22 protein-coding genes are annotated in these 24,172 nt (G+C 59.2%); 4 read left to right on the top strand and 18 right to left on the bottom strand.

Features of this window, described 5'->3' with window-relative positions; genetic code table 11:
* Positions 1–70: 70 nt before the first annotated feature.
* On the bottom strand, positions 71–1,138 hold the full coding sequence (locus AB4N74_RS03205) for an ABC transporter substrate-binding protein (protein WP_093441622.1): 1,068 nt from the start codon (positions 1,136–1,138) through the stop codon (positions 71–73).
* Positions 1,139–1,489: 351 nt separating this feature from the next.
* Here AB4N74_RS03205 and AB4N74_RS03210 point away from each other — a divergent pair, with 351 nt between their 5' ends.
* Positions 1,490–2,203, top strand: coding sequence for a UTRA domain-containing protein (locus AB4N74_RS03210; RefSeq protein ID WP_064121017.1), 714 nt, complete (start codon positions 1,490–1,492; stop codon positions 2,201–2,203).
* A gap of 509 nt (positions 2,204–2,712) precedes the next feature.
* On the opposite strand, the gene AB4N74_RS03215 is transcribed toward AB4N74_RS03210, so the two are convergent.
* The 8 genes from AB4N74_RS03215 to minC all read right to left on the bottom strand — a co-directional run bounded on the left by AB4N74_RS03215 (position 2,713) and on the right by minC (position 10,829).
* Positions 2,713–4,047 carry an amidohydrolase gene (locus AB4N74_RS03215; RefSeq protein ID WP_116256617.1) on the bottom strand — a complete coding sequence of 445 codons (1,335 nt, stop codon included), beginning with the start codon at positions 4,045–4,047 and terminating at the stop codon, positions 2,713–2,715.
* 64 nt (positions 4,048–4,111) lie between these two features.
* Entirely contained in the window at positions 4,112–6,265 is a 2,154-nt protein-coding gene (locus AB4N74_RS03220) for a mechanosensitive ion channel family protein (RefSeq protein WP_116256618.1), read from the bottom strand.
* Between the two features lie 77 nt (positions 6,266–6,342).
* Positions 6,343–6,519, bottom strand: a complete 177-nt coding sequence (locus AB4N74_RS03225) for a hypothetical protein (RefSeq protein WP_175559679.1) — start codon at positions 6,517–6,519, stop codon at positions 6,343–6,345.
* A 204-nt stretch (positions 6,520–6,723) separates the two neighbouring features.
* On the bottom strand, positions 6,724–8,013 hold the full coding sequence (locus tag AB4N74_RS03230) for a M18 family aminopeptidase (protein WP_007919200.1): 1,290 nt from the start codon (positions 8,011–8,013) through the stop codon (positions 6,724–6,726).
* A 116-nt stretch (positions 8,014–8,129) separates the two neighbouring features.
* Entirely contained in the window at positions 8,130–8,765 is a 636-nt protein-coding gene (locus AB4N74_RS03235; RefSeq protein ID WP_007960625.1) for an RluA family pseudouridine synthase, read from the bottom strand.
* Positions 8,766–8,855: 90 nt separating this feature from the next.
* Positions 8,856–9,110, bottom strand: a complete 255-nt coding sequence (gene minE / locus AB4N74_RS03240) for a cell division topological specificity factor MinE (protein ID WP_003223146.1) — start codon at positions 9,108–9,110, stop codon at positions 8,856–8,858.
* The gene (gene minD, locus AB4N74_RS03245; protein WP_007913953.1) at positions 9,110–9,922 is read right to left on the bottom strand and encodes a septum site-determining protein MinD; all 813 of its coding nucleotides are present in this window, start codon (positions 9,920–9,922) and stop codon (positions 9,110–9,112) included. The genes minE and minD overlap by 1 nt, the downstream gene beginning before the upstream one ends.
* Before the next feature lie 169 nt (positions 9,923–10,091).
* Positions 10,092–10,829: a septum site-determining protein MinC gene (gene minC / locus AB4N74_RS03250; protein ID WP_026000431.1), complete on the bottom strand. Its 738-nt coding sequence runs from the start codon at positions 10,827–10,829 to the stop codon at positions 10,092–10,094.
* A gap of 117 nt (positions 10,830–10,946) precedes the next feature.
* Between minC and AB4N74_RS03255 the strand changes: the two genes are divergently transcribed.
* Complete coding sequence (locus tag AB4N74_RS03255) at positions 10,947–11,879, top strand: lipid A biosynthesis lauroyl acyltransferase (RefSeq protein ID WP_093441635.1); 933 nt, start codon at positions 10,947–10,949, stop codon at positions 11,877–11,879.
* 35 nt (positions 11,880–11,914) lie between these two features.
* Entirely contained in the window at positions 11,915–13,099 is a 1,185-nt protein-coding gene (locus tag AB4N74_RS03260; protein ID WP_093441640.1) for a patatin-like phospholipase family protein, read from the top strand.
* A gap of 121 nt (positions 13,100–13,220) precedes the next feature.
* Here AB4N74_RS03260 and AB4N74_RS03265 read toward each other — a convergent pair whose 3' ends face one another.
* From AB4N74_RS03265 to puuE, 8 genes are all read right to left on the bottom strand, one after another.
* Positions 13,221–14,006 (bottom strand): outer membrane protein OmpK, encoded by a 786-nt coding sequence (locus AB4N74_RS03265; RefSeq protein ID WP_093441644.1) that lies wholly within the window; start codon positions 14,004–14,006, stop codon positions 13,221–13,223.
* A 373-nt stretch (positions 14,007–14,379) separates the two neighbouring features.
* Positions 14,380–15,165 carry an outer membrane protein OmpK gene (locus AB4N74_RS03270; protein ID WP_064118622.1) on the bottom strand — a complete coding sequence of 262 codons (786 nt, stop codon included), beginning with the start codon at positions 15,163–15,165 and terminating at the stop codon, positions 14,380–14,382.
* Positions 15,166–15,325: 160 nt separating this feature from the next.
* Positions 15,326–16,678 (bottom strand): nucleobase:cation symporter-2 family protein, encoded by a 1,353-nt coding sequence (locus AB4N74_RS03275; protein WP_099758423.1) that lies wholly within the window; start codon positions 16,676–16,678, stop codon positions 15,326–15,328.
* A 167-nt stretch (positions 16,679–16,845) separates the two neighbouring features.
* Entirely contained in the window at positions 16,846–18,159 is a 1,314-nt protein-coding gene (locus AB4N74_RS03280; RefSeq protein ID WP_116256621.1) for a urate hydroxylase PuuD, read from the bottom strand.
* Positions 18,160–18,210: 51 nt separating this feature from the next.
* Entirely contained in the window at positions 18,211–18,714 is a 504-nt protein-coding gene (locus tag AB4N74_RS03285) for an ureidoglycolate lyase (protein WP_034151759.1), read from the bottom strand.
* A gap of 119 nt (positions 18,715–18,833) precedes the next feature.
* A complete protein-coding gene (gene alc / locus AB4N74_RS03290) occupies positions 18,834–19,829 on the bottom strand; it encodes an allantoicase (protein WP_007913974.1) in 996 nt (331 codons plus the stop codon).
* A gap of 87 nt (positions 19,830–19,916) precedes the next feature.
* Positions 19,917–20,432, bottom strand: a complete 516-nt coding sequence (uraD, locus tag AB4N74_RS03295; protein WP_064391195.1) for a 2-oxo-4-hydroxy-4-carboxy-5-ureidoimidazoline decarboxylase — start codon at positions 20,430–20,432, stop codon at positions 19,917–19,919.
* Positions 20,429–21,355 (bottom strand): allantoinase PuuE, encoded by a 927-nt coding sequence (puuE, locus tag AB4N74_RS03300; protein WP_099758426.1) that lies wholly within the window; start codon positions 21,353–21,355, stop codon positions 20,429–20,431. The genes uraD and puuE overlap by 4 nt, the downstream gene beginning before the upstream one ends.
* A 421-nt stretch (positions 21,356–21,776) precedes the next feature.
* Between puuE and uraH the strand changes: the two genes are divergently transcribed.
* Positions 21,777–22,130 carry a hydroxyisourate hydrolase gene (uraH, locus tag AB4N74_RS03305; RefSeq protein WP_003223171.1) on the top strand — a complete coding sequence of 118 codons (354 nt, stop codon included), beginning with the start codon at positions 21,777–21,779 and terminating at the stop codon, positions 22,128–22,130.
* Between the two features lie 133 nt (positions 22,131–22,263).
* Here the strand turns inward: uraH and AB4N74_RS03310 are convergent, their stop codons facing one another.
* Positions 22,264–24,150 (bottom strand): hypothetical protein, encoded by a 1,887-nt coding sequence (locus AB4N74_RS03310; protein ID WP_093441811.1) that lies wholly within the window; start codon positions 24,148–24,150, stop codon positions 22,264–22,266.
* Positions 24,151–24,172 lie beyond the last annotated feature (22 nt).

Consider the following 24,172-nt stretch of genomic DNA (forward strand, 5'->3'; position numbering starts at 1 on the left):
AACCGCATTCGCGAGCAAGCTCGCTCCCACATTTGGAACTCCAGCGGATCCCGAAGAGGGATCTACAGGCTTATTTCATCTCGACGATGACTTCTTCGTTCCACGCCTGTGGCAGGGCTTTCGAAGTCTTTTCCCACGCATCGGCGTCTTTGATCGGGGTGACCTTTTTGTACTGCTCGTTCGGCAGCAGCTTGGCCTTCACGTCTTCCGGCAGTTGCAGGTGTTCGGCGCGGATCGGACGGGCGTTGCCGCGGGCGAGGTTGGTCTGGCCGGCGTCGCTGAAGATGTATTCGCGGGTCAGCTTGGCGGCGTTCGGGTTTTTCGCGTACTTGTTGATGATCGTGGTGTAGCCGGAAATCACCGAACCGTCGGACGGGATCAGCACCACGTAGTCATCCGGGTTGGCCATTTTGGCTTTGTAGCTGAGGCCGTTGAAGTCCCAGACCACGCCGACTTCGATCTCGCCTTTTTCCATGGTGGCGATGGTCGGGTTGGCCATCGACAGGCGACCCTGTTTGGCGATGTCGGCGAACAGCAGCAGCGCAGGCTTGATGTTTTTCTCGTCGCCACCGTTGGCCAGTGCCGCAGCCAGAACGCCGTTGGCGGCTTGGGCGGCGGTGCTCACGTCACCAATGGAGACCTTGTATTTGCCGCCCTTGAGGTCAGCCCATTTGGTTGGCACTTCGGAGCCGTGCAGCAGCTTCTTGTTAACGATAAACGCGATGGTGCCCGTGTAGGCCAGTGCCCAGTTGCCGTCCTTGTCCTTGGCCCAGTCCGGAACCTGATCCCAGGTGCTTGGCTTGTACGGTTGCACCACGCCTTGCTTGACCGCGATCGGGCCGAAGGCCGCACCGACGTCGCCGATATCGGCAGTGGCGTTGTCTTTTTCGGCGGCGAACTTGGCGATTTCCTGGGCCGAGCTCATGTCGGTGTCGATGTGCTTCAGGCCATAGGTTTTGGCCAGGTCTTCCCAGGTGCCTTTCCAGTTGGCCCAGTCATCGGGCATGCCGACGCTGTTGACGGCGCCTTCCGCTTTCGCAGCGGCTTCGAGGGTTTTCAGATCGGTGCCGGCCGCCATGGCGGAGGTGCACATTGCAATGGTCGAGCCTAACAGTGTTGCCAGGAAAAGCTGTTTCATTCCGAAGCTCCTTGGTCGTGTTCAACGCTGCGATTGCGGTGTGTGTTGGTCTAGGTCAGCAATACCTGAGCCAATTTAAGGGGGCTGGATGACACTTTGATGTCGGTGGCCTTGTGTCAGGCCTTTTATTTGCCCGGTATTGGCGGCTGCCAGATAAGCGTAGACCATGCCCAAAGGCCCGGAGAGCAAGGGACTTGGCCGATGTATTGCAAGTCGTGAAGACGACCGTTCGGTAGTTTTGTCATCTCTTGGTCATCTGCACTGCCTAGGCTTGCAACATCAGGAAACGGCTTGATCGCCGTGCAGTTTTGCCCCGAAACAGTGCTGGTCTAGTCCAGATAGGTAACGTTGATGCGCGATGAGGCAACAAAAGCGGTGACAGCGATTGGCCAGGTGCTGCAAGAGCAGCTCGATCACGGGTTGCTGGCGGCGGGCAGCAAGTTGCCGGCCGAGCGCAAGCTCAGTGAGTTGTTCGGTACGACGCGGATTACTGTGCGAGAGGCGTTGCTGCAACTGGAGGCGCAGGGGCAGATTTATCGTGAGGAGCGCCGTGGCTGGTTCGTCTCGCCGCCGCGTCTGGCCTATAACCTGATGCAGCGCAGTCACTTTCACGCGATGGTCAGTGCGCAAGGGCGGGTGCCGTCGACCGAGGTGATTTCGGCGCGTTTGCAGCCGGCTTCGGCGGCGGTGTGTGCGTGGTTGCAGTTGCCGGCGTTGTCGAGCGTGATTCAGATTTGCCGGTCGCGGCGCATTGATGGGCGGTTGGTGTTGTATGTGGAGCATTATTTGAATCCGCAGTTTTTTCCGGGGATTCTTGAGTTTGATTTGAATCAGTCGATCACCGAGTTGTATGCGCGGCATTACGATTTGCACTATGGGCGGGTGCGCTTTGAGATTGTGCCTACGTCATTGTCGGTGGATGCGGCGGCGGCTTTGCGGGTGTCGGTGGGGAGCCCCGGGTTACGGATTGCTCGGGTTAATTATGATCAGCATGAGCGGTTGATTGATTGTGATCTGGAGTTTTGGCGGCATGATGCGATTCACGTTGGGGTTGATGTTGTTTGATCGTTTTGGGGGCATATCCGTTGCTGCGGTAACGGCGGCTTAGGGTTTCGCCCTTACGGCGACTCACTTTTTTTACAAACGCCTAAAAAAAGTAAGCAAAAAAACGCTTGCTCCTGCGTGCGGCCCGCTCGCTGGGGCTCGGGGTTCCTTCGCTGCGGGATTGATCCGGGCGCAGCGTCTACGGTTTGCTTCGCTGCACCTCCTCTCGCTGTGTTTGGCTGCGCCAAACGGTCGCTGCGCTCCCACGCCCGGATCAATCCCTCCACTCAGCCTTCCGACGTCGCCCGTGGATCAAGATCAAAAGCGGTACTCGAGCTAACGCTCATTGTGTTGAGTGGGGCGGCTTTGCCGCATGGGTGTTCGCAAATTAAAACTGTGGGCGCTGCGGTGCGACGGTTCGACCTGCCAGCGATGACGCCCTGACAGCCGACCTGTTTCTGGCAGGCTGTACACGGTCCAAATGTGGGAGCGAGCTTGCTCGCGAAGACGCCCCCACAGTCACCTCATTCCTACTTGCCCGCCCCCGCATTGGCATACAGATAATCCGTCGCCAACGAGGCCAATGTTCTCACGCCTACCACCAGCGCCGACTCATCGACAAAGAACCCCGGATTGTGATTCGGCGCTGCCTTGCTCATGTCCTGGTCTCTTGGCGTCACGCCGAGAAACACAAACAGTCCCGGCACTTCCTTGGCAAAGAACGAGAAGTCTTCCGCGCCACCCACCAGCGGTGCATTCACCACATCATCCTTGGCCGCCCACTTCAACGTCGGCAGCATTTTTTCCGTCAGTGCCGGGTTGTTGATGGTCGGGTCGTATTTTTCGATGATGGTGACGTCGGCTTTGGCGCCGCCGCTTTCGGCGATTTTTTCCACGGTCTGGCGGACGTCGGCATGCAGTTTCTGGCGGATGCCGTAGTCGTAGGAGCGGATCGTGCCGGTCATGTCGACGGATTCGGGAATGATGTTGTAGCGCGTCCCGCCGTTGATGGTGCCGATGCTGACCACTGACGGATAAGACGAGATATCGGTGCGGCGGCTGACCACGGTTTGCAGGCCGACGATGGTTTGCGCGCCGACGGTGATCGGGTCGATGCCGTCCCATGGGCGGCCGGCGTGGGTCTGTTTGCCGAGGATTTTGATGCGCAGGTCGTCGGAGCTGGCCAGGGTGGCGCCTGGGCGGAAGGCGATCTGGCCGGCGGGAACGCCGGCCCAGACGTGCAGGCCGAAGACCGCATCGGGTTTTGGTGATTTCATCACGCCTTCCTCGACCATCATTTTTGCGCCCCAGGTGTTTTTGCCGTCGGGGATGAAGTCGCTGGGGCCTTCTTCGGCGGGTTGGAAGTAGAACACCACGGTGCCGGGCAGGGTGTCGCGCATACCGGTGAGAATTTTCGCTGTGCTCAGCAGGATGGCGGTGTGCGCATCGTGGCCGCAGGCATGCATGACGTCGACTTCTTTGTCGAGGTAGGTGCCTTTGGCTTTTGAGGCGAACGGCAGGTCGGCGACTTCCTTGACCGGCAGCGCGTCCATGTCGGCGCGCAGAGCCACGGTCGGGCCGGGCAGGGCGCCTTTGAGGACGGCGACTACACCGGTGCGGGCGACGCCGGTTTTGACGTCCAGGCCCAGGGCTTTGAGTTGATTGGCGACCAGCTCGGCGGTGCGTTTTTCCGTGTTGCCGAGTTCCGGGTGGGCGTGGATGTCGCGGCGGGTTTCCAGCAGTTCGGGCTCGAGCTTTTGCGCTTGTTCGGCGATCGTTGTGCGGGTGCTTTCCAGCGTCGCGGCGCCAGCGTTGCTGGCGAACAGGCTGAGTAGAACGGCTTGGGCAATGCGCGTCAGTTGCATCGGGTTCTCCTTGCTTATTGTTGTCGGGCTTCCCTGCCTGTGACTGCAACCGCGTGCCTGAGTGCTATTCCTTCGGCTGGCCGCCACCGGCAGTGATCACTTGCACGCTCATGCGCGGCGTCGCCAGATCGAGTCCGGCTTCGTCGAGATGGCGTTTGAGCGACAGGTTGAAGGCTCGAGACACTTCCCATTGTTTGATCGGCGCGGTCTTGAACCGCGCGCGCAGAATCGCGCTGCCGGATTCGAAACTTTCGACGCCCTGAATCTCCAGCGGCGACCAGATGTTGCGCCGTTGCAGCGGATCGGTGCGCATCTTCTGGCCGACTTCGCGCATCAGTTTGATCGCGTCGTCGATTTCCATGTTGTACGGCACCGCGACACGGAAGATCGCGTAACCGAACTCCCGCGAGTAGTTCTTGATGCTTTTGATTTCGCTGAACGGGATGGTGTGGACGATGCCGTCGATATCGCGCAGGCGCACGGTGCGGATGGTCAGGCCTTCGACAGTGCCGAGGTGGCCGCCGACGTCGACGTAGTCATCGATGGCCAGCGAGTCTTCGATGATGATGAACAGGCCGGTGATCAGGTCCGCTACCAGCGACTGCGCACCGAAACCGATGGCCAGACCGATCACACCGGCACCGGCCAGCAGTGGCGTGACGTTCATGCCCATGTTGGCCAGCGCGACGATCAACGCAATGATGAAAATCGCCACGAACAGCACGTTGCGGATCAGCGGCATCATCGTTTGCGCGCGGGCATTCGCCAGACCTTTGCGCGAGCGGGTGAGGGCGTGGTGCACGGCCGTGTCGGCGAGGATCCAGATCAGCCAGGAGAAAATCAGTGTGCCGATCAGGCTGAACAGTTTGACGCTGACATCATGCCCCTCACCTTCGGCAAAACCGATCAGCGACTGGCCCCAGACGCGCAGGCCGAGTTCGATAAAGACCAGCCAGACCAGCAGGTGCGCGAGGGTATAAAAGAAGTTTTTCAGACGCTCGGAATACAGCGCGTGACGTTTCGGCCCGCGTTGCGGTTTCAGTGAGTGGCGGCGCACGAGGCCGTTGATCACCATGCACAACACCAGCAGCACGGTGCAGATCAGCGACTGACGCAGTGCGGTGCTGGTGTCGCCGGCGGAGACGAACGTGGCGAACAGCGAGATGCCGACCAGCACCAGCGCCGGCACGTACCAGAAGGTACCGAGGATTTCGATGGTATCGCTGAGGGCGCGGCGGGTCAGGCGTCGTGACAGCGGCTGGTTGCGAATCAAGTGCGCGATCGGCCGGCGGAAACGCAGGATAAACAGGCCGGTGGAGATTGCCGCGAGGACATTGGCGATGGTCGCGGCCGTGTGGGCCAGATGCACGCCGAGGCTTTCGATCAGGCGCGGATCGTTCAACGCTTCACCGAACGCGGCGAAGCTGCCGATCAGCCACAGCGGCCGGAACGCCTGATGACGCAGGATGTACAGCGCACGATGGCGGTGCGGGCCGTCGAGCAGGGAAAACGCGATCACGCAGATCGCCGAGAAACAGGTGCCGACCACCAGCGCATAGGCCAGCACCATCGCCAGGCTTTTGCCTAGCGACGACGGTAGCGCGTAGCTCATGTAGACGGTCATTACCAACGCGATCAGCCATGGCCCGAGCTTGCGTAATGCAAAGCGCAGCATGTCGAGGGCTTTGGGGTGTTGCGGCAGTTCTTCGGTGAGGCCGAAGCGCATGCGTACCCGGTGACTGAGCCAGATCAGCGCGGCGGCGAGCAGGCTCCAGACCATCAGGATCATGGCGAAACCGAAAATGATCGGCAGCCACTCGTTGGCCGGTAGCAGCATCGCGCTCAGTTCGTCCTTGGCCAGGTCGAACTCGTTGCCCCAGCGGTTGAGCGGGCTGTCGGCACCGGTGAATTGCTTTTCGAAGTTGGCGAGGGTCCCGCCGATCAGGCCGAGTACGCCTTCTTCGGGGCTGGCCTGGGCCTTTTTGGTGGCGTCGCGCAGCTTTTTCAGGTCGGTCAGCAGTTGCGCGCGTTGCTTGTCGTTTTCCAGCGACTTGATGACTTCGTCGAGGGACTGGCCGAGCGGTTCCTGGGCTTCTGGCTGGGCCTTGTTGGTGTTGAGCAGACCAGGCAAGCCGACCGCGTGGGCGGGCGCCATCGGCAGCAGTGTCATCAGGCAGACAAGGAACAGACTGGGCAAAGCAAAAAGACGAGCGAACACTAGGCGGTCAACCTCGCAAGGGGCGGATTCGCTGGAGTGTACGAGGCCCACCCATTCAATGCGAGCCGGGCGCGGATTTATTCGTTGAGTTTGGCGAGTATCTTGTAGACCACCGTGGCGAGGATCGTCAGCATGCCGACCCACATGGCAAATACCCCGGCGTTCTTGTCACGGAAGTTGAAACCGATCGCCAGCAGGATCATCCCGCTCAGAATCGGAATGAGCATGGCGTGGAACGAAGACATCGAGATCATGGAGACTGCCTTGTCGAAATGAATGATGTAAGTCTAGGTCGGTTTTGCTTGAGCTGTTCTGATGTGTATCAGAGTTGAGCCGGTTTCAAGATGAAATTTGTGCTGCCTGAACTGACGCTTTCGCGAGCAGGCTCGCTCCCACATTGGAATGCATTTCAAACTGTGGGAGCGACGGTGCGACGATTCGACCTGCTCGCGAAGCTTTTAGGGCAATTCGCGGCAGGCGTAGAACGCGCTGAGTACTTTGACCAGATGTGCCAGGTCATGGCTGCCGCACAGTTCGCGGATCGAGTGCATGGCGAAGGTCGGCAGGCCGATGTCGACAGTGCGCACACCGAGGTGGCTGGCGGTGATCGGGCCGATGGTCGAGCCGCAACCCATGTCGCTGCGCACCACGAAGCTCTGTACCGGCACTTCTTCGGCCATGCACAGATGACGGAAGAACCCGGCGGTTTCGCTGTTGGTGGCGTAGCGCTGGTTGCTGTTGACCTTGATCACCGGGCCGGCGTTGAGTTTCGGGCCGTGGTTGGCATCGTGCTTTTCCGCGTAGTTGGGGTGCACGCCGTGGGCGTTGTCGGCCGAGACCAGCAGGGACTTCTGGATGGTGCGGACGAACTCGTCACCTTCCGGCAGCAGACGACGCAGGGTTTGTTCGAGCATCGGGCCATCGGCGCCGCAGGCCGAGCAGGAACCGACTTCTTCGTGGTCGTTGCACACCAGCACGCAGGTTTCGTCGGTTTCGGCGGTCAGCAAGGCTTGCAGGCCGGCGTAGCACGACAGCAGGTTATCGAGGCGCGCGCCGGCTATGAAGTCGCCGTTGAGGCCGATCACTGCAGCGCTTTGCGTGTCGTAGAAACTCAACTCGTAATCGAGCACGACGTCGGCGTTCAAGCCATGTTCGCGGGCCAGTTGATCGGTGAGCACGGCGCGGAAGTCGACGCGCTCGTCACCGGCGAATTGCGCGAGGATCGGTGGCAGTTCGGTCTGCGCGTTGATCGCCCAGCCCTGATTGGCTTCACGGTTGAGGTGAATGGCCAGGTTGGGAATGATCGCGATTGGCGCCTTGAAGTCGATCAACTGGCTTTCGACTTTGCCGTCGCGGCGGAAGGTCACGCGGCCGGCCAGCGACAGATCACGGTCGAACCACGGCGCCAGGAGGGCACCGCCGTAGACTTCAACACCGAGTTGCCAGAAGCCCTGACGCTGCAGTTCCGGCTGCGGTTTGACCCGCAGGCACGGGCTGTCAGTGTGTGCGCCGACCAGGCGGATGCCGCCGTGCAGTGGCGAAGTGCGGCCCATTTTGATCGCGACAATCGAAGAGTCGTTACGGGTGACGTAATAGCGGCCGTTCGGCTCGGTGGTCCAGGGCTCGCGCTCGTCGAGGCGCACGAAACCGGCAGCCTCCAGACGCTGCACCAGACTGGCGGTGGCGTGGAACGGGGTAGGGGAGGCCTTGAGAAAGTCGATCAGGCCTTGGTTCAACTCTTCGCGCATAAGAAACTCCAGACAGCAGTGGGCGGGAGTTTAACGCATCGGCCGGGGAATTGAATCTGCACCGAACCCATGTGGGAGCGAGCCTGCTCGCTCCCACATGGGTTCGGTGGTGCTTGTCAGAACGGCGCAGGGCACTCGAAACGCAGGCGTTCGCCGGTTTGCGGATGGGTGAAGCTGAGCATGCTCGCGTGCAGGCACAGGCGTGGCCATGCCGCCAGCGCCTGCTCGTGGGCGTAGAGGCCATCACCGAGCAGCGGATGCCCGATCGACAGCATGTGCACGCGCAACTGATGCGAGCGGCCGGTGATCGGTGTCAGCTCAACGCGGCACCAGTCGCCGCAACGCTCCAGCACACGCCAGAAGGTCAGCGCATGCTTGCCGAATTCGTGGTCGACGACATGGCGCGGTTTGGTCGGCGGGTCGTAACGCAAGGGCAAATCGATGCTGCCACTGTCCAGTTCCGGCTGACCCCAGGCCAGTGCGGTGTAGGCCTTTTCAGTTTCGCGGTCATGAAACTGCCGGGACAGTTCGCGATGCGTATCGGCATCACGCGCCAGCAAAATGATGCCGGAGGTTTCCCAGTCCAGGCGATGGACGATGCGCGCTTCGGGGTAGCCGTTTTCCTGCAGGCGGGTAATCAGGCAATCCTTGTTGTCGTCGGCCCGACCGGGCACCGAGAGCAGCAACGTCGGTTTGTCGACCACCAGCACGGCGGCGTCCTGATGGATGATGCGGATGTTGGACAGCGGCATTAAAACAGCCTCGTAACAAATGCCAACGGCGGTTCAGGGCCATCCCGCATGGGGATGGCCCTGAACCGCCGTCGTACCTGCCGGATCGACTCAGCGATCAGGCAGGGTGATGTTGAGTTCCAGAATCGAGCAACTGCCCTGGCTTTCCAGTGCAACATGTACGTCGTCGTTGCCGATGTTGACGTACTTGCGGATCACGTCGACCAGTTCCTTCTGCAAGGCTGGCAAGTAATCCGGCGTGCTGCGCTGGCCGCGCTCATGCGCCACGATGATCTGTAGACGCTCTTTCGCTACCGAGGCGGTACTTGGCTTTTTGTTGGCACGAAAGAAGTCAAAAAGGTTCATTACCTACCTCCAAACAGGCGCTCGAAGAATCCCTTCTTCTCGACATCGAGGAAACGGTGGGCTTTTTCTTTGCCCAGCAAACGGTCGACGGTATCGCTGTAGGCCTGACCGGCATCGCTCTGGTCGTCGAGAATCACCGGGACGCCCTGGTTGGATGCCTTGAGCACCGCCTGGGATTCCGGGATCACGCCGAGCAGGGTTACCGAGAGGATTTCCTTGACGTCTTCAACGCCCAGCATTTCGCCCTTTTCAACACGCTCTGGATGGTAGCGAGTGATCAGCAAGTGTTCCTTGATCGGGTCTTCGCCACGTTCGGCGCGGCGCGATTTGCTGGCCAGCAGGCCCAGCATGCGGTCCGAATCTCGTACCGAGGACACTTCCGGGTTGGTCACGACGATCGCTTCATCAGCGAAGTACATGGCCAGGTGAGCACCTTTCTCGATGCCCGCCGGGGAGTCGCAGACGACGAACTCGAATTGTTCCTTGAGCTCCATCAGGACTTTTTCCACGCCTTCGACAGTCAGCGCGTCTTTGTCGCGGGTCTGACTGGCGGCCAGTACGTAGAGGTTTTCCAGGCGCTTGTCTTTGATCAGCGCTTGTTGCAGGTTGGCTTCGCCGTTGACCACGTTGACGAAGTCATACACCACGCGGCGCTCGCAACCCATGATCAGGTCAAGGTTACGCAAGCCCACGTCGAAGTCGACGATCACTGTTTTGTGGCCGCGCAGAGCGAGGCCGGTACCGATAGCGGCGCTGGTGGTGGTCTTACCCACACCACCCTTGCCGGATGTAACCACGAGAATCTTGGCCAAGGTGTTTCACCCCTAAGGAAGAAGGACTTTTTAGCCCCTGAAAAACATCTCTTGAAAACTACTGCAGTCGGACAGCCTTGGCTGGAATTCGGCATTGAGCCTTTTTCCTACTTCGTTTGAGCCGTTTTCGCTACGTTTTAGAGATGCTTGGAAAATGCGGCAGTATCCGTTAAAGCCGAATGATGTTCAACACGTCGCCCGACAGGCTGACCTGTACGCCCGAGCCCCACATAGGGTCGCGGCGCAAATCTTCGGAAACCTTGTAATGACCGGCGATGGAGATCAGTTCAGCGCTCAATTGCTGACAGAAAATCCGTGCCTTGGTGTCACCCTTCACGCCGGCCAGCGCCCGACCACGCATCGGGCCGTATACATGGATGTTGCCATCGGCGAGAAGTTCCGCCCCCGGACTGACCGAGGACACCACGACCAAATCGCCACCCTGGGCATATATCTGTTGGCCACCACGTACTGGCGTGGTGATGACGCGGGTCGGTTTGACCGTTGGCTCCGGCGGTTTTTCCGGCTTCTTTTTGACCTCGGCTTCGGGTGTTTCCAGCGGTCGTTCACGGGCGCCCGACGGCGGCAGCACCGGAATGTCGATAGCGATGGCGGCGGCGATGTCTTCGATACGGCTGGCGCGAATCGCCAGGGTGCGCAGGCCATGTTGACGGCAGACGCGCATCAGGCCTGGCAGATCGACGGCGCCTTCGCTTGGCGGCAGTTTGTCCAGCGCCAGAACCAGCGGCGCGTTGCTGAAGAAGTTCGGCGCCTGGGCAACTTTGGCGGCCAATTGCCGATCGAGGCTTTCGAGGTCGTTACGGGCCAGTTCCAGCACAGTAATGGCCAGCATGCTGCCCTTGAGCTGGAATACGGGATCTTGGTCTAACGGTTCGGTTTGGCTCATGTCGGCATACAACGGCTTGTCACTAAAAGTGCCGAGACTTATAACGAGAACGCCCGCAGGCCGCAAGCCGGGTCGAACGATGTAGAATGCGCGGCCACTGCATTTACGGAAGCTTTAATGGATCGCCCGCGTTTTCGAACAGCCTTTTTATCGCCACGCTTCTGGCCGCTCTGGTGCGGTCTGGGGCTTTTGTGGCTGATCGTCCAGTTGCCGTATCCGGTCTTGCTGACCATCGGTCGTGTTTTGGGTGCGTTGATGTATCGCGTGGCCGGCGACCGGCGGCGCATCGCCAAGCGCAATCTTGAACTGTGCTTCCCGGAAAAATCCGCCGCTGAGCGCAAACGCCTGCTCAAGGAAAATTTCGCCTCCACCGGTATCGCCTTTTTTGAAATGGCCATGAGCTGGTGGTGGTCGCGCGAGCGTCTGGCCAAGCTGGCCCACGTTGAAGGCCTGGAGCATTTGCAAAAGGCCCAGCGCGAAGGCAAAGGCGTGATTCTGATGGCCGCGCATTTCACCACGCTGGAAATCGGCGCGGCGTTGCTCGGTCAGCAGCACACGATTGATGGCATGTACCGCGAACACAAAAACCCGCTGTTCGACTTCGTCCAGCGTCGCGGTCGCGAGCGGCACAATCTCGACTCGCTGGCCGTGGAGCGTGACGACGTGCGCGGCATGCTCAAGCTGCTGCGTTCCGGTCGCGCGATCTGGTATGCGCCGGATCAGGACTATGGCGCCAAGCAGAGCATTTTCGTGCCGCTGTTCGGCATTCAGGCGGCGACTGTGACAGCGACGACGAAATTTGCGCGTCTGGGCAAGGCGCTGGTCGTGCCGTTCACCCAGGAGCGTCTGGCCGACGGCAGCGGTTATCGCTTGGTGATTCATCCGCCGCTGGAAGATTTCCCCGGCGAAACCGAAGAAGCCGACTGCATCCGCATCAATCAGTGGGTCGAGAGTGCGTTGCGTGCCTGCCCCGAGCAGTACCTGTGGGCGCATCGGCGCTTCAAGAGCCGTCCACCGGGCGAGCCGAAGCTGTACGCCAAACGCGGTTGATTCTCCCATCCTTTCAAGCACCATGGAGTGTTGCGATGAGCCCAGCTGAACCGGTCACAGGTTTGATTCTTTCCGGCGGCGGGGCTCGGGCGGCGTATCAGGTGGGCGTGTTGGCGGCGATTGCCGAATTGCTGCCGCTGGGTGCGGACAATCCGTTTCCGGTGATCGTCGGCACCTCGGCCGGGGCGATCAACGCCGTCAGCCTCGCCAGTGGCGCTAGCGACTTTCGCGCCGCCATCGAACGCCTGACCTTGTTCTGGCAGGGCTTTCGCAGCGATCGCGTGCTGCGCAGTGACTGGCCCGGGGTTATCCGTCAGGCCAGCCGTTTTGTCAGCCACAGCCTGCTCGGCCTCGGTCGGCAACTGCCGGTGGCGCTACTCAACAGTTCGCCGCTGCGCGCTCTGCTAAATGAAAAACTGCACATGCCCGGTATCGCCGAATCGATCGCGCGCAAGCAATTGCATGCGGTGGCGGTGACGGCGTTCGGCTACGAATCCGGGCAAGCGGTGACGTTCTATCAGGGCGGCGGCAAGATCGATTCATGGCTGCGGCATCGGCGCATTGGCGTGCCGACGGAGCTGACGGTGGAGCACCTGCTGGCCAGTTCGGCGATCCCGTTGCTGTTCGCGCCGGTCAAACTCGGCGATGAATATTTTGGCGACGGCGCGGTGCGGCAATCCGCACCGATCAGCCCGGCACTGCACCTGGGCGCGAGCCGAGTGCTGGTGGTGGGCGTCAGTGGCAACCCGCGCGGCTTTGATCCGCAGCAGCCGCTGGAACGCGCCTACACCGGGCAACAGCCTACGCTGGCGCAGATTGGCGGGCACATGCTCAACAGCACGTTCATTGACAGCCTGGAGAGCGACATTGAGTTACTTCAGCGTCTCAACCAGTTCAGCCATTTGATGCCCGCCGGCACGCCGACCCGCGAGTTGGGTGTGGCGCCGGTGGAGGTGCTGGTGATCTCGCCGAGCCAGCCGATCGATGAAATCGCGGCACGGCATCGCCAGGAGTTGCCGGCGGCGTTGCGCTTGTTCTTGCGCGGACCGGGCGCGACCAAGACGAGTGGGGCAGGGGTGTTGAGTTATCTGTTGTTCGAGGCGGGGTATTGCAGCGAGTTGATTGATCTGGGGCGGCGGGATGCGTTGGCCAAGCGCGAGGAGCTGTGCCGGTTTCTCGGGATATCCGAAACGGTGGCGTCCGCCTCGAATCTTGTTTGAACCCATTCGCGAGCAAGCTCGCTCCCACAGGGTTCGGCGTCGTATGCGGAATTCGCCTTCAACATAGAACCACTGTGGGAGCGAGCTTGCTCGCGAAGGCGTCCTTTCGGACGCCGCCGGATCAGAAGTGGTACTTCACCAGGAAGCTGGTGTTGCTCTGATTGGTCTTGAATGCACCGGTGTCGTCGATGCCGTACTTGTCTTTCCAGTAGTCGTATTCCACACCGACGTACAACTGCTTCTCGCCGAGACGCAGCGCTTTGCCCAGGTCATATTTGATCTGTGGGTTGAAGTGCAGGTTGGCGTGGTACTCGCCCTTTTTGTTGACGTCGTTGTCGCTGACCCAGTCCATGAAACCGTCGATCAGGATGTTCGAGTTGCCAACCGGAATGGTGTACGACCACACCGGGGTGATCTGCCAGACGTTGTCGCCCGCACGTGGGCCTTCGGTGTGGCGCTGATAGAAGTTCAACTGGAAGTAGTCGAAGCCCGGGATGGCCAGGTCGAAACCAGGGCCGATCAGGTAAGACTCGACATCACCTTCACCGAACTCGTAGGTCATCGCCAGCAGTACGTCTTTGATCGGGCCGAATTCGATCTTCTGGTCGAGGATCTTGCCCAGCGACAGGCGCGGGCTGAACTCGCCGTAATACGTGTTGTTGCCGACGCCGCTGTCAGGCTTGCCGTTGTAGAAGATCTTGTCGACGAACAGGAAGTTGTCCCCGTACTTCCACGCATCGGCGTGCTCGAAGGTGACGGTCTGCTGGATGCGCGGGTTGACCTGGAAGTCCTTGCCATAGAGGTAGGTCAGGCTGTTGTTCTGCCACTGCAGCAGGCCTTCGGCCATGGCCTGGCCGCCGGCCAACATCGATCCCGCGAGCATCAGGCTGGTGCACATACGTTTCATTCGGTTGCTCCCAAAGTAGGTGTTCCACGTTATTTTTTTAAGATCGGCGCTCTGGTGTGGCGCCTTTTTTCGTTGCTGCAAAAACTCATCCGATCGGTCAGCTTCGTTGCTGTTAGCAAGAGCTGAGCCAAGGCTTTCGAAAAGCAAAAAAACACCCGCTCGGCTGCTGAAAAACAGTCGATTGAGTGTGTTTTCGGGATGCCTCGGTACTGACCGGGGCCGGGATATGTTGGCTTTTCGGTCAGGAATTAAATCCGGGCTTTTTTTTAGACCGAATTCAGGAGGCCGCGGAGAATACTGACTCCTCGGCCAGCTCTCAAGTGCCCCGCAACAGAGCACCGACGACAGGTATGGGGCACGGTTGCGGGCCATCTTAGAAATGCACCTTCACCAGCAGGCTGGCGGTGTTCTGATTGGTGTCGAAGTTGTGCGTGTTTTCAACGCCGTATTTATTTTTCCAATAGCTGTATTCGGTACCGACATACAGTTGCTTCTGGCTCCAGCCCAAAGCTTTGCCCAGGTCATATTTGATCTGCGGATTGATGTGCAGGTTGGCGTGGTAGGTGCCGCGTGAGTTCTCATCGTTGTCGACTACCCAATCGAGGTAGCCGTCGATCAGCACATCGGAATTGCCCAGGGGAAAGCTGTAGGACCAGCCGGGGGTGATCTGCCATACGCCGTCGCCGGGGCGTGGGCCTTCGGTCTGGCGGCGAAAGATGTTCAGGGTGACGTAGTTGAAACCGGGCACCTTGAGGTCGAAACCTGGGCCGATCAGGTAGGCCTCGCTGTCGCCTTCGCCATATTCGTAGGTCATGGCCAGCAGGACGTCTTTGATCGGGCCGAACTCGAGCTTCTGGTCGAAGATCTTGCCGAACGAGAAGCGCGGGGTGAATTCACCGTAGAAGGCGTGCGGGCCTTTGTTCGCGTCTTCCTTGCCGTTGTAGAAGATTTTGTCGACAAACAGGAAGTTGTCGCCGTACTTCCATTTGTCGGCGTGCTCAAAGGTCAGCGTCTGCTGGATCGATGGGTTGATTGCGAAATTCTTGCCGTACAGATAGCTCAGGCTGTTGGTCTGCCACAGCAGTAAATCGCCGGCCATGGCCTGACTCGCGGCCAGCAGGCCGCCACTCAACAGAACGTTGGTTTGCGTGCGAATCATCTGTTGCTCCCTCTTGTTTTTATTGTTTGAGGCAGGGTGTTGCACAGTCCCTGTGGGAGCGAGCTTGCTCGCGAAAGCGGTGTGTCATTCAACAGTGATGTTGACTGACATGGCCTCTTCGCGAGCAAGCTCGCTCCCACAGGGATAATCAGTAATGCTGTTAATGCGCGTGGCAGTCATTGATCGCCGCGCGCTCTTTGCCGCCGAGAATGTTGAACAGCAGGTTCAGCGTCAGCGCGCTGAGCGTTGCCATGGCGATGCCGCTGTGGGTAATCGGGCTCATCCACATCGGCAAATGCGCAAAAAACTCCGGACGCACCACCGGGATCAGGCCCATGCCAATGCTCACCGCGACCAGCAACTGGTTGCGCCGGTCACCGATGTCGGCTTCCTGGAGAATCTTGATCCCGGTCGCGGCGACCATGCCGAACATTGCAATCGCTGCGCCGCCGAGTACCGCCGGCGGAATCGACGCCACCAGAAACGCTGCTTTCGGCAGCAGGCTCAACACGATCAGCAAGCCACCGGCAACGATGGTCACCGAGCGGCAGCGCACGCCGGTCATCTGCACCAGGCCGATGTTCTGCGCGAACGAGGAGTGGGTGAAGGTGTTGAAGAAACCAGCGACAAACGACGCGCCGGCATCACACAGCAAGCCGCGACGCAGCATGCGCGGGCAGACTTCCTGGCCGGTGATCTTGCCCAGCGCAAGGAACATCCCGGTGGATTCAACAAAGATGATCACCACTACCAGGCACATCGACAGAATCGGTGCCAGTTCGAATTTCGGCATGCCGAAATGCAGCGGAGTGACGAACTGAACCCATGGCGCGCTGGCCATGCCGCTCAGGTCGACCATGCCAATTGCACCGCACAACAAATAGCCAAAGCACATGCCGATCAGGACTGAGATGTTGACCCAGAAACCGCGCATAAAGCGGTGGATCAACAGAATGGTGCCCAACACCAGAGCGGCGATGGCCAGATAAATCGGTGAGCCGAATTGCGCAGCAGCGGCGCCGCCACCGGCCCAGTTCACGGCCACGGGGAACAGCGACAAACCGATCGAGGTGATGACCGTGCCGGTCACCAGCGGCGGGAAAAAGCGCACGACCTTGGACATGAACGGTGCGATGAGCATGCCGAAGAAGCCGGCAGCGATCGTCGCACCGAAGATGCCTTGCAGACCGATACCGGGCATGCCGGCCATGGCGACCATGCTGCCGACTGCAGCAAAACTGGCGCCCATCATCACCGGCATGCGAATGCCCATCGGGCCTATGCCCATGGATTGCACGATGGTGGCGATACCGGCGACCAGCAGGTCGGCGTTGATCAGGAAGGCAATTTCTTCACGACTCAGGCCAGCGGCCTGTCCAATGATCAGCGGCACCGCGATGGCACCGCCGTACATCAGCAGAACATGTTGCAAACCGACCAGGATCAGTTGCAAAAGGGGCAATCGCTGAATGGCGGGTGCGTCGGGGATGCGCGCTTTGGACAGCTCGGACATGCAACACCTCGGATCTTTTTATTCTTGTGATTGAACAGCTGCCGGGTTGCTCACAGCTGTTTCTTTGCATCAGGTAAAACCGCGTTAAGGCGATTCGCGAGCAGGCTCGCTCCCACAGGAAATGCGCGATCTCTGTGGGAGCGAGCTTGCTCGCGAAGCTTTGTTGCTTAGTTGGTCTGTGCTCCCTGGGCGATCCATGCACCGATCAGGTCACGTTCTTGCTGGGTCATCTGCGTGATGTTGCCCAGCGGCATGATCTGCGTGGTGATGGCTTGCGCCTGGATGCGCGCCGCGTTCTGGCGAATTTGCTCTGGGGTGTCGAACATCACACCGGCAGGCGCCGCACTGAACAACGGGCTGGTCGGTTTGGCCGAGTGGCAAACCGCGCAACGTTCCTGAATCACGTTGTGCACTTTGTCGAAGGCCGGACCTGCGTTGGAGGCTTGCGCCGGTGCTGCTGCAGGGGCTGCGGGTGCAGCAGGTGCCGCCGCTTCAGCCGGTTTCGCGCCACCGCCCAGTGCCGTTTCCGGCAGCGGTTGGTACTCGATTTTGGCTGGTGCCTTGGCCACTTCCGGTGCGGTCGACATCGGCGTTGGACCGGTGACGTACGCCAGGGTGATCATGCCCACCGCTGCAACCGGCAGAGTCCAGGCAAACTTGTGGCTGTCGTGACGGGTGTTGAAGTAGTGACGCACCAACACCGCCAACACCGCGATCCCGGCCAGGATCAACCAGTTGTACTGGCTGCCATAAGTGCTCGGGAAGTGGTTGCTGATCATGATGAACAGCACCGGCAAGGTGAAGTAGTTGTTGTGACGCGAACGCAGCAAGCCTTTGGCTGGCAGCGCCGGATCCGGCGTGCGGTTCTCGGCAATTGCGGCAACCAGTGCACGCTGCGCCGGCATGATGATGCGGAACACGTTACCGACCATGATGGTGCCGATGATCGCGCCGACGTGCAGGTACGCACCACGACCGCTGAACACTTTGCTGAAGCCATACGCTGCGCCGATGATCAGCACGAACAGAATGAAGCCGAGCAGAGCAGGGCGTTTGCCCAGTGCCGAGTCGCACAGGAAGGAGTAGATGAACCAGCCGATAAACAGCGAGCCAATACCGATGGCCACGCCTTCAGGGCCGCTCAGGGTGCTGCCCGGAGCCAGCAGGTAGAGCGTTGGGTTGGAGTAGAACACCACGCACAGCAGCGCGATACCCGACATCCAGGTGAAGTAGGCTTCCCATTTGAACCAGTGCAGGTTCTCCGGCATCGCCGGCGGGGCCAGTTTGTATTTTTCCAGGTGATAGATACCGCCACCGTGGATCGCCCACAGGTCACCGGCCAGGCCGGTTTTCGGGTTGACCCGGTTGAGGTTGTTCTCCAGCCAGACGAAGTAGAACGACGCGCCGATCCAGGCCACGCCAGTAATCATGTGAACCCAGCGCACGCTCAGGTTCAGCCATTCCAACAGATGTGCTTCCACAGTCTTTACCTCTCGCCTGTCACTCTTGTTGTCGAGTGATCAGACCTTCTCTTATTGGTGGGGGGCGAGGATCAAACGCTCATCCTCTTTGAAAAAATGCTCATCGCAGTTATTGCCTGTGCCACTGCGATCAACCACCAGGAAGTCATCCCGCTTTTCGATCGTCAGCACCGGATGGTGCCAAACGCCGCGATGGTAATTAATGCCCTGCCTGCCGTTGGTGACGAAGGCGCGGACCAAGCCTGATACAGGTTCATCGCCAACTGGCGCGACCACGATCAGAAAGGGATTGCCGAGCAGCGGAATGAAAGCCTGGCTGCCCAGCGGATGGCGTTCCAGCATGCAAACGGTCAGCGGCATGTCCTGCGCGTCGGCGCGGAAGATGCTGATGATCGCGTTGTCCTCAGGCTGAGCGGTTTCGACCGTCGCCAGTTTATGGAAGCGCATGGTCGAACCGTTGTTGATCATGAAGTGATCGCTGCCGTCGGTTTCGATCACGTCACCGAAAGGGGCGAAGGCTTCTTTGCTCAGCGGTTCAATCGTTAGTGTGCGCATGCTGTTCTTCTTATCCGAATTCTGTGTTGACTGTTCTGACGCCTTCGCGAGCAGGTTCGCTCCCACCTGTGGAATGCAATCCCTTGTGGGAGCGAGCTTGCTCGCGAATGGGTTCAACCTTATTTAGCGACCTTGCCCAAAACGCGCAGGCGACTCACACCACCATCCGGGAACACGTTCAGGCGAATGTGGGTGATCGGGCCCAGCGCCTTGATCTGCTCGACGAAGGTGTGTTCGGCGTGCATTTCCAGCTTCTGGCTTGGCAGCAGTTCACGCCAGAACAGCGACTGGGTTTCGATCTGGCTGTCAGTACCACCTTTGACGAACGCGCCCTGGATCGAGCAAGTGTCCGGGTAGTTGCCTTTGAAGTGCAGGGTGTCGACGACGATCTTCTCGATCTCGCCCGGGTGACCCAGCGCGACGATGACCCAGTCATTGCCTGGCGTACGACGGCGTGCAGTTTCCCAGCCGTCGCCCATGTTGATGCCACGGCCCGGGTTGAGGATGTTGCTCATGCGGCCGAAGTGTTCGTCGGAGCAGGCGAGGGCGCGGCCACCATTGAGGGCTGCTGCCAGATCGACTTGCTCGTTGTCACCCACAGCGGACCAATCGCGGAACGGAATGCCGTACACGCGCAGACGGGCAACACCTCCGTCCGGGTAGATGTTGAAGCGCAGGTGGCTGAACGCTTGGTCGTTGCTGATTTCGTGGTAGTGATGGCTGTTGCCCTGCAGCTCGACGGCCGACAGCACTTCAGTCCACTGGGTGTTTTCATCAGGCTCGCCCGACGCCAGGAAGCACGCTTCCAGAGAGGCCGATGGCGGGAAGTTGCCGGTGAAGAATGAAGTATCGATGTCCACGCCTTTGATCGAGCCCGGTACGCCCAGACGGATTACGGCGCTGTCGAAGCCTTCGAAGCGCTTGCGGCGTGATTCCCAGCCGTCCATCCACTTGCCGTTGTCATCGAACACGCCCTCCTTCCATACGGCCGGGGTCGGTTGGAACAGACGATTGGCGTCTGCGAACCAGTCATCGGTGACCGAAATGATTTTGGTGCCCAGACGGGCATCGGCCAGGTTGACGAATTTTTCGAAAGGTACGGCGTAAGCTTTCATTCTTCTTGTCTGCCTTTAAAAAAGTGGCTGGGGATGCTTGCAGGACCCTGGGTACTCTCCGCGTTTGATGTACTCGGGTCAGGCTTGCTAAAGAGTCAGTAAACGGAACAGGGCGATCTTGTTGATCTCCGCCAGCGCGCATTTGAACTCGGTGTCTTGCGAGTTGTGAATGCGCGTTTCGAACGCCGCGAGGATCTGATGCCGGTTGCTGCCTTTTACCGCCATGATGAAGGGAAACTTGAACTTGGCTTTGTAGGCGTCGTTCAGCTCGGTGAAGCGCTGGAACTCTTCGGCCGTGCATTGGTGAATACCGGCGCCAGCCTGTTCATTGGTGCTGGCTTCGGTCAGTTGGCCCTGGACGGCCGCTTTGCCGGCCAGGTCCGGGTGAGCGTTGATCAGTGCCAGCTGACTGGCGTGATCAGCGCTCAACAGGATGTCGCTCATGCGCTGGTGCAGGGTTTCGATCTCGTCGATCGAAGCGTCCGCACCCAGGTCGTAGGCCTTCTCGGCCACCCATGGCGAATGTTCGTAGATGTCGGCGAAGGCGTTGACGAAAGCGTCGCGGCTCAGGGTCGACGGTTGCAGGGTTTGAAAGCGGCTCATTTCGCGGCCTCTTGGTACGGGTGGGTTTCGTGCCAGTGACGCGCGATGTCGACGCGACGGCTGAACCACACCTGTTCATGACTTTTGGCGTATTCGATAAAGCGTTTGAGCGAAGCGAGGCGACCCGGACGGCCGATCAGGCGGCAGTGCAGACCGATCGAGAGCATCTTCGGCGCTTCGGCACCTTCGGCGTAAAGCACGTCGAACGCGTCTTTGAGGTATTCGAAGAAGTCGTCACCCTTGTTGAAACCCTGCACTTGGGTGAAGCGCATGTCGTTGGTGTCGAGGGTGTACGGGATCACCAGATGCGGCTTGCCGGTCGGGTTGTTCGGTTCCCAGTAGGGCAGGTCATCGTCGTAAGTGTCGCAGTCGTAGAGGAAACCACCTTCTTCCATGACCAGGCGACGGGTATTCGGGCCAGTGCGGCCGGTGTACCAGCCCAGTGGGCGCTCGCCGGTGATTTCGGTGAGGACGCGGATCGCTTCGAGCATGTGCTCGCGTTCCTGCGCTTCATCCATGTACTGATAGTCGATCCAGCGGTAGCCATGGCTGCAGATCTCGTGGCCGGCCTCGACCATCGCACGGATCACATCCGGGTGGCGCTGAGCGGCCATGGCCACGGCGAAGATGGTCAACGGAATGTCGAATTCCTTGAACAGTTTCAGAATCCGCCAGACGCCGGCGCGGCTGCCATACTCGTAAAGCGATTCCATGCTCATGTTACGCGCGCCTTGCAGCGGCTGAGCGGCAACCATTTCGGAGAGGAAGGCTTCGGATTCTTTGTCGCCGTGCAGGATATTGCGCTCGCCGCCTTCTTCGTAATTGAGTACGAACGACAGAGCGATGCGGGCATTGCCCGGCCAGTGTGGGTGAGGAGGGTTACTGCCGTAACCGATCAGGTCGCGTGGGTAGTCAGCGCTCACTGCAGTCTTCCTTCTTATTCGTTGACAGATGGGTGTGGCGGCCTGGCAGGCTGGCGTCACAGCGATGGGCTGATTGTATACAACTTTATTCGCAATTTGTAAGCCTGAATTTTCGCATTTTTCGCCGACTGTCATCTTTTCCTGGTATTGGCGTGAGCCTGCAAGAAACCTGCCTGACCAGTCAGTTAATGGATAGGAGGTGCAATGTATAGGCGTGTTGCTGGCAGAACGCGGGGAAAGCCCCGATTGGCGGGGGTGGTGTGAAAAATGTCGTTTTTATTGTGTACAATTTTTTTGAAAAGTGTCTTAATCAGTCGCTCGCCGCAGCTTTTCGTGCTCCGAATCGGTGCGGTCTCCTTTTTATCTGACTTCGGGAGGCGCGAGGTCTGACTGCTTCCACGCAGGCAGGCGCGCAGAATCAATGGGACGTTTGACAACACACGTTTTGGACGCTGCACACGGTTGCCCGGGCAGTTCGATCAAGGTCGAGCTGTACCGCGTTGAAGGTTCGCACCTGGAATTGGTCGCCAGTGCGATAACCAACAGCGATGGCCGGGTCGATGCGCCGCTGCTGCAAGGCGATGATTATCGTACCGGGGTTTATCAGGTTCAGTTCCACGCTGGCGATTACTACCGCGCCCGCGGCGTTCAGTTGCCGGAGCCGGCATTTCTGGACGTGGTTGTACTGCGCTTCGGCATCTCTGCCGAACAGGATCACTACCACGTGCCATTGCTGATTTCGCCTTACAGCTATTCCACGTACCGGGGCAGCTGACCCCCAAGCAGCTGCCCCCCACCGGGAAGCGACTGCGCATATAGCTTCTTTGGTCTTTCGCCCGCTCACACTGCGGGCTTTTTTATGCCTGAGTAATCTGCCCGCCTGTGCTGCAGAGAACTCCGGAGCTCATTCAGCTGTGTCGGGTGACAATAAGGTTATGTTCGTGAGTGGGGAGAGGCTCGTTGGTGCCCAGCAAAAAAACGATTCTGTTGGTGTGCAAATGCACCATCAACTCGTCTTTGACCTGTACGTCCATGTTGTCGACAAAGACTCTTTTCTTCAGCCAGGCAACTGGATCAGGGAGAAAAACAGTGTTGTTTTGAATCCTGTCCATGAACAGGATGAAAACAGGATCAACCCCCGTTCGCTTGATCAATAAGGCATTTCCCTGGTTGGCGCCGAAATCATGGGCAATGGAGTAGCCGTGCGCGCTAAGAAGATCTTTGAACAGTGTTCGCGTTGTTCGGCGACCCCTTTGGTGTTGCGAGCCGGAGAACAGTTTCGGGTTGAAGTCGATTCTTCGCAGACCTTCAGCGGAAGGTAGCGGCATACGCATGTAGCCATTTACGTCAGTCGCAAGCGGCGAGAGGAGCATCAGCGGGTCGCTCAAGTCTTGACGAGCGACTCTGTTATCGCCCGTGAAAATAGAGCGATTTTCCCAGTACTTGAACGTCTCGAACAATGCACTGATCCCGGACCCTGTCATTTTCTCGGAGTGATTAGCTCGATTGAACATCTCCCGTGCGGCTTTACTTGCAGAGTGATCGGAAAGATAGGGGAACTGATCGCTGACATATTGAGTCAGGCTTTTCTCAAATGGCCGACTCTCCACGATTCTCCATGCCTGACTGCCATGCCCCGTATTGCCCTCCCACTTCACCGCCGCCCTGGGTTGCAACTCAGGATTGCTCAGCAGCAACTGTTCGAAAGCATCGAAACGAGTAGCAGAAAACTGTGGCGGCTTGATGAAGGCAAAGGCGTCAATGGCGTGGCTCGGCTGGTCAAGTATCGCAAAGTGCTTGCCGCCGATTTCGATGGAGTCGCCGGCTGACGGTTTCGTCGTGGTTCCCCAGCCTTTCCATAATTCACTGATGCCCATGAGTACGAAGGGATTGAGAGGATCACTGTCTTCCGGCAGTCGAGGGCGTTTACTTGGGCTCGGGCCGGGCTTTTCTGACCGGGGCAGGGCACGGGAACTGCCTGCTTGTGGAGCTTGTTGTGTATCTGTAGTCGTCTGCAATTTACGGCGCCAGACGAATTGCCCGGGAATCTGCTCGAACGCTATATCCGGCACATTGATCGTTGTTGCTGAAGCCAGTTTGTATTCGCCTTGTTCGTTCCTGCGAACCAGGACGGTTCCTTCGGCGATATCGACATAGGTTTTCCCACGCGGCCCTTTACGAATACCGTCCAGGGACTCCCGCGCGGCAGGGAGAAGGGTCGCCAGGTGCGGGTCGACGAGGATGATTGCTTGTAGTGGTTCGGCAGTCCGTGGCTGCGCAGACAGACTCCTCTGTCTGGAGTGAGCCGCGTACCACTGTGCCTCGATGCGCCAACGTGACTGGCCGTGGATTTTTTTCAGAATGGGTGGTGTCACGCCCGGAGCCGCGGGCCAGGGAATCTGGTAGTGACCGGCGGTGTTGAGTTCAACCCGGTAATGCCGGCCGTCTTCCAGGTGCGCGTAAATCTGGCCGCCCGGGGCCACGAATAACCCGTCGACGGAATTGTGCGGCTGTAGAAGAGCGGCTTGTAATACCGGCAGGGATATCTCGGCCAGTCTGGCATTGGTTTCGGTGAGCAGCGGATCCGTTATGTAACTCACCACCACGCGTGGGGCGCCTGCCATTTCACTGCCAGACGTACCGGCAGTGGAAGTGTCGGGCAGTTGTTTCGTACCTGGCGCAAAAATGTCAGAACCCTGGGTGTTTTTGAGGCTGCCATTGCCAGCGGCAGATCTGTTGATCGCCGAGGTGTCGGGCGAAGCAGGGCGGACTGTAGTCTTTGTGGGTTTGGTCATTTGAAGTATCTCTAAGCTGTTC

The organism is Pseudomonas sp. H3_C08 (assembly GCF_054669455.1).

Bases quoted from the DNA above. Each gene is read 5' to 3' on its own strand.
- AB4N74_RS03205 (WP_093441622.1), bottom strand. From the start codon at position 1,138: ATGAAACAGCTTTTCCTGGCAACACTGTTAGGCTCGACCATTGCAATG.
- AB4N74_RS03210 (WP_064121017.1), top strand. From the start codon at position 1,490: ATGCGCGATGAGGCAACAAAAGCGGTGACAGCGATTGGCCAGGTGCTG.
- AB4N74_RS03215 (WP_116256617.1), bottom strand. From the start codon at position 4,047: ATGCAACTGACGCGCATTGCCCAAGCCGTTCTACTCAGCCTGTTCGCC.
- AB4N74_RS03225 (WP_175559679.1), bottom strand. From the start codon at position 6,519: ATGATCTCGATGTCTTCGTTCCACGCCATGCTCATTCCGATTCTGAGC.
- AB4N74_RS03230 (WP_007919200.1), bottom strand. From the start codon at position 8,013: ATGCGCGAAGAGTTGAACCAAGGCCTGATCGACTTTCTCAAGGCCTCC.
- AB4N74_RS03235 (WP_007960625.1), bottom strand. From the start codon at position 8,765: ATGCCGCTGTCCAACATCCGCATCATCCATCAGGACGCCGCCGTGCTG.
- minE (WP_003223146.1), bottom strand. From the start codon at position 9,110: ATGAACCTTTTTGACTTCTTTCGTGCCAACAAAAAGCCAAGTACCGCC.
- minC (WP_026000431.1), bottom strand. From the start codon at position 10,829: ATGAGCCAAACCGAACCGTTAGACCAAGATCCCGTATTCCAGCTCAAG.
- AB4N74_RS03255 (WP_093441635.1), top strand. From the start codon at position 10,947: ATGGATCGCCCGCGTTTTCGAACAGCCTTTTTATCGCCACGCTTCTGG.
- AB4N74_RS03260 (WP_093441640.1), top strand. From the start codon at position 11,915: ATGAGCCCAGCTGAACCGGTCACAGGTTTGATTCTTTCCGGCGGCGGG.
- AB4N74_RS03265 (WP_093441644.1), bottom strand. From the start codon at position 14,006: ATGAAACGTATGTGCACCAGCCTGATGCTCGCGGGATCGATGTTGGCC.
- AB4N74_RS03270 (WP_064118622.1), bottom strand. From the start codon at position 15,165: ATGATTCGCACGCAAACCAACGTTCTGTTGAGTGGCGGCCTGCTGGCC.
- AB4N74_RS03275 (WP_099758423.1), bottom strand. From the start codon at position 16,678: ATGTCCGAGCTGTCCAAAGCGCGCATCCCCGACGCACCCGCCATTCAG.
- AB4N74_RS03285 (WP_034151759.1), bottom strand. From the start codon at position 18,714: ATGCGCACACTAACGATTGAACCGCTGAGCAAAGAAGCCTTCGCCCCT.
- alc (WP_007913974.1), bottom strand. From the start codon at position 19,829: ATGAAAGCTTACGCCGTACCTTTCGAAAAATTCGTCAACCTGGCCGAT.
- uraD (WP_064391195.1), bottom strand. From the start codon at position 20,432: ATGAGCCGCTTTCAAACCCTGCAACCGTCGACCCTGAGCCGCGACGCT.
- uraH (WP_003223171.1), top strand. From the start codon at position 21,777: ATGGGACGTTTGACAACACACGTTTTGGACGCTGCACACGGTTGCCCG.
- AB4N74_RS03310 (WP_093441811.1), bottom strand. From the start codon at position 24,150: ATGACCAAACCCACAAAGACTACAGTCCGCCCTGCTTCGCCCGACACC.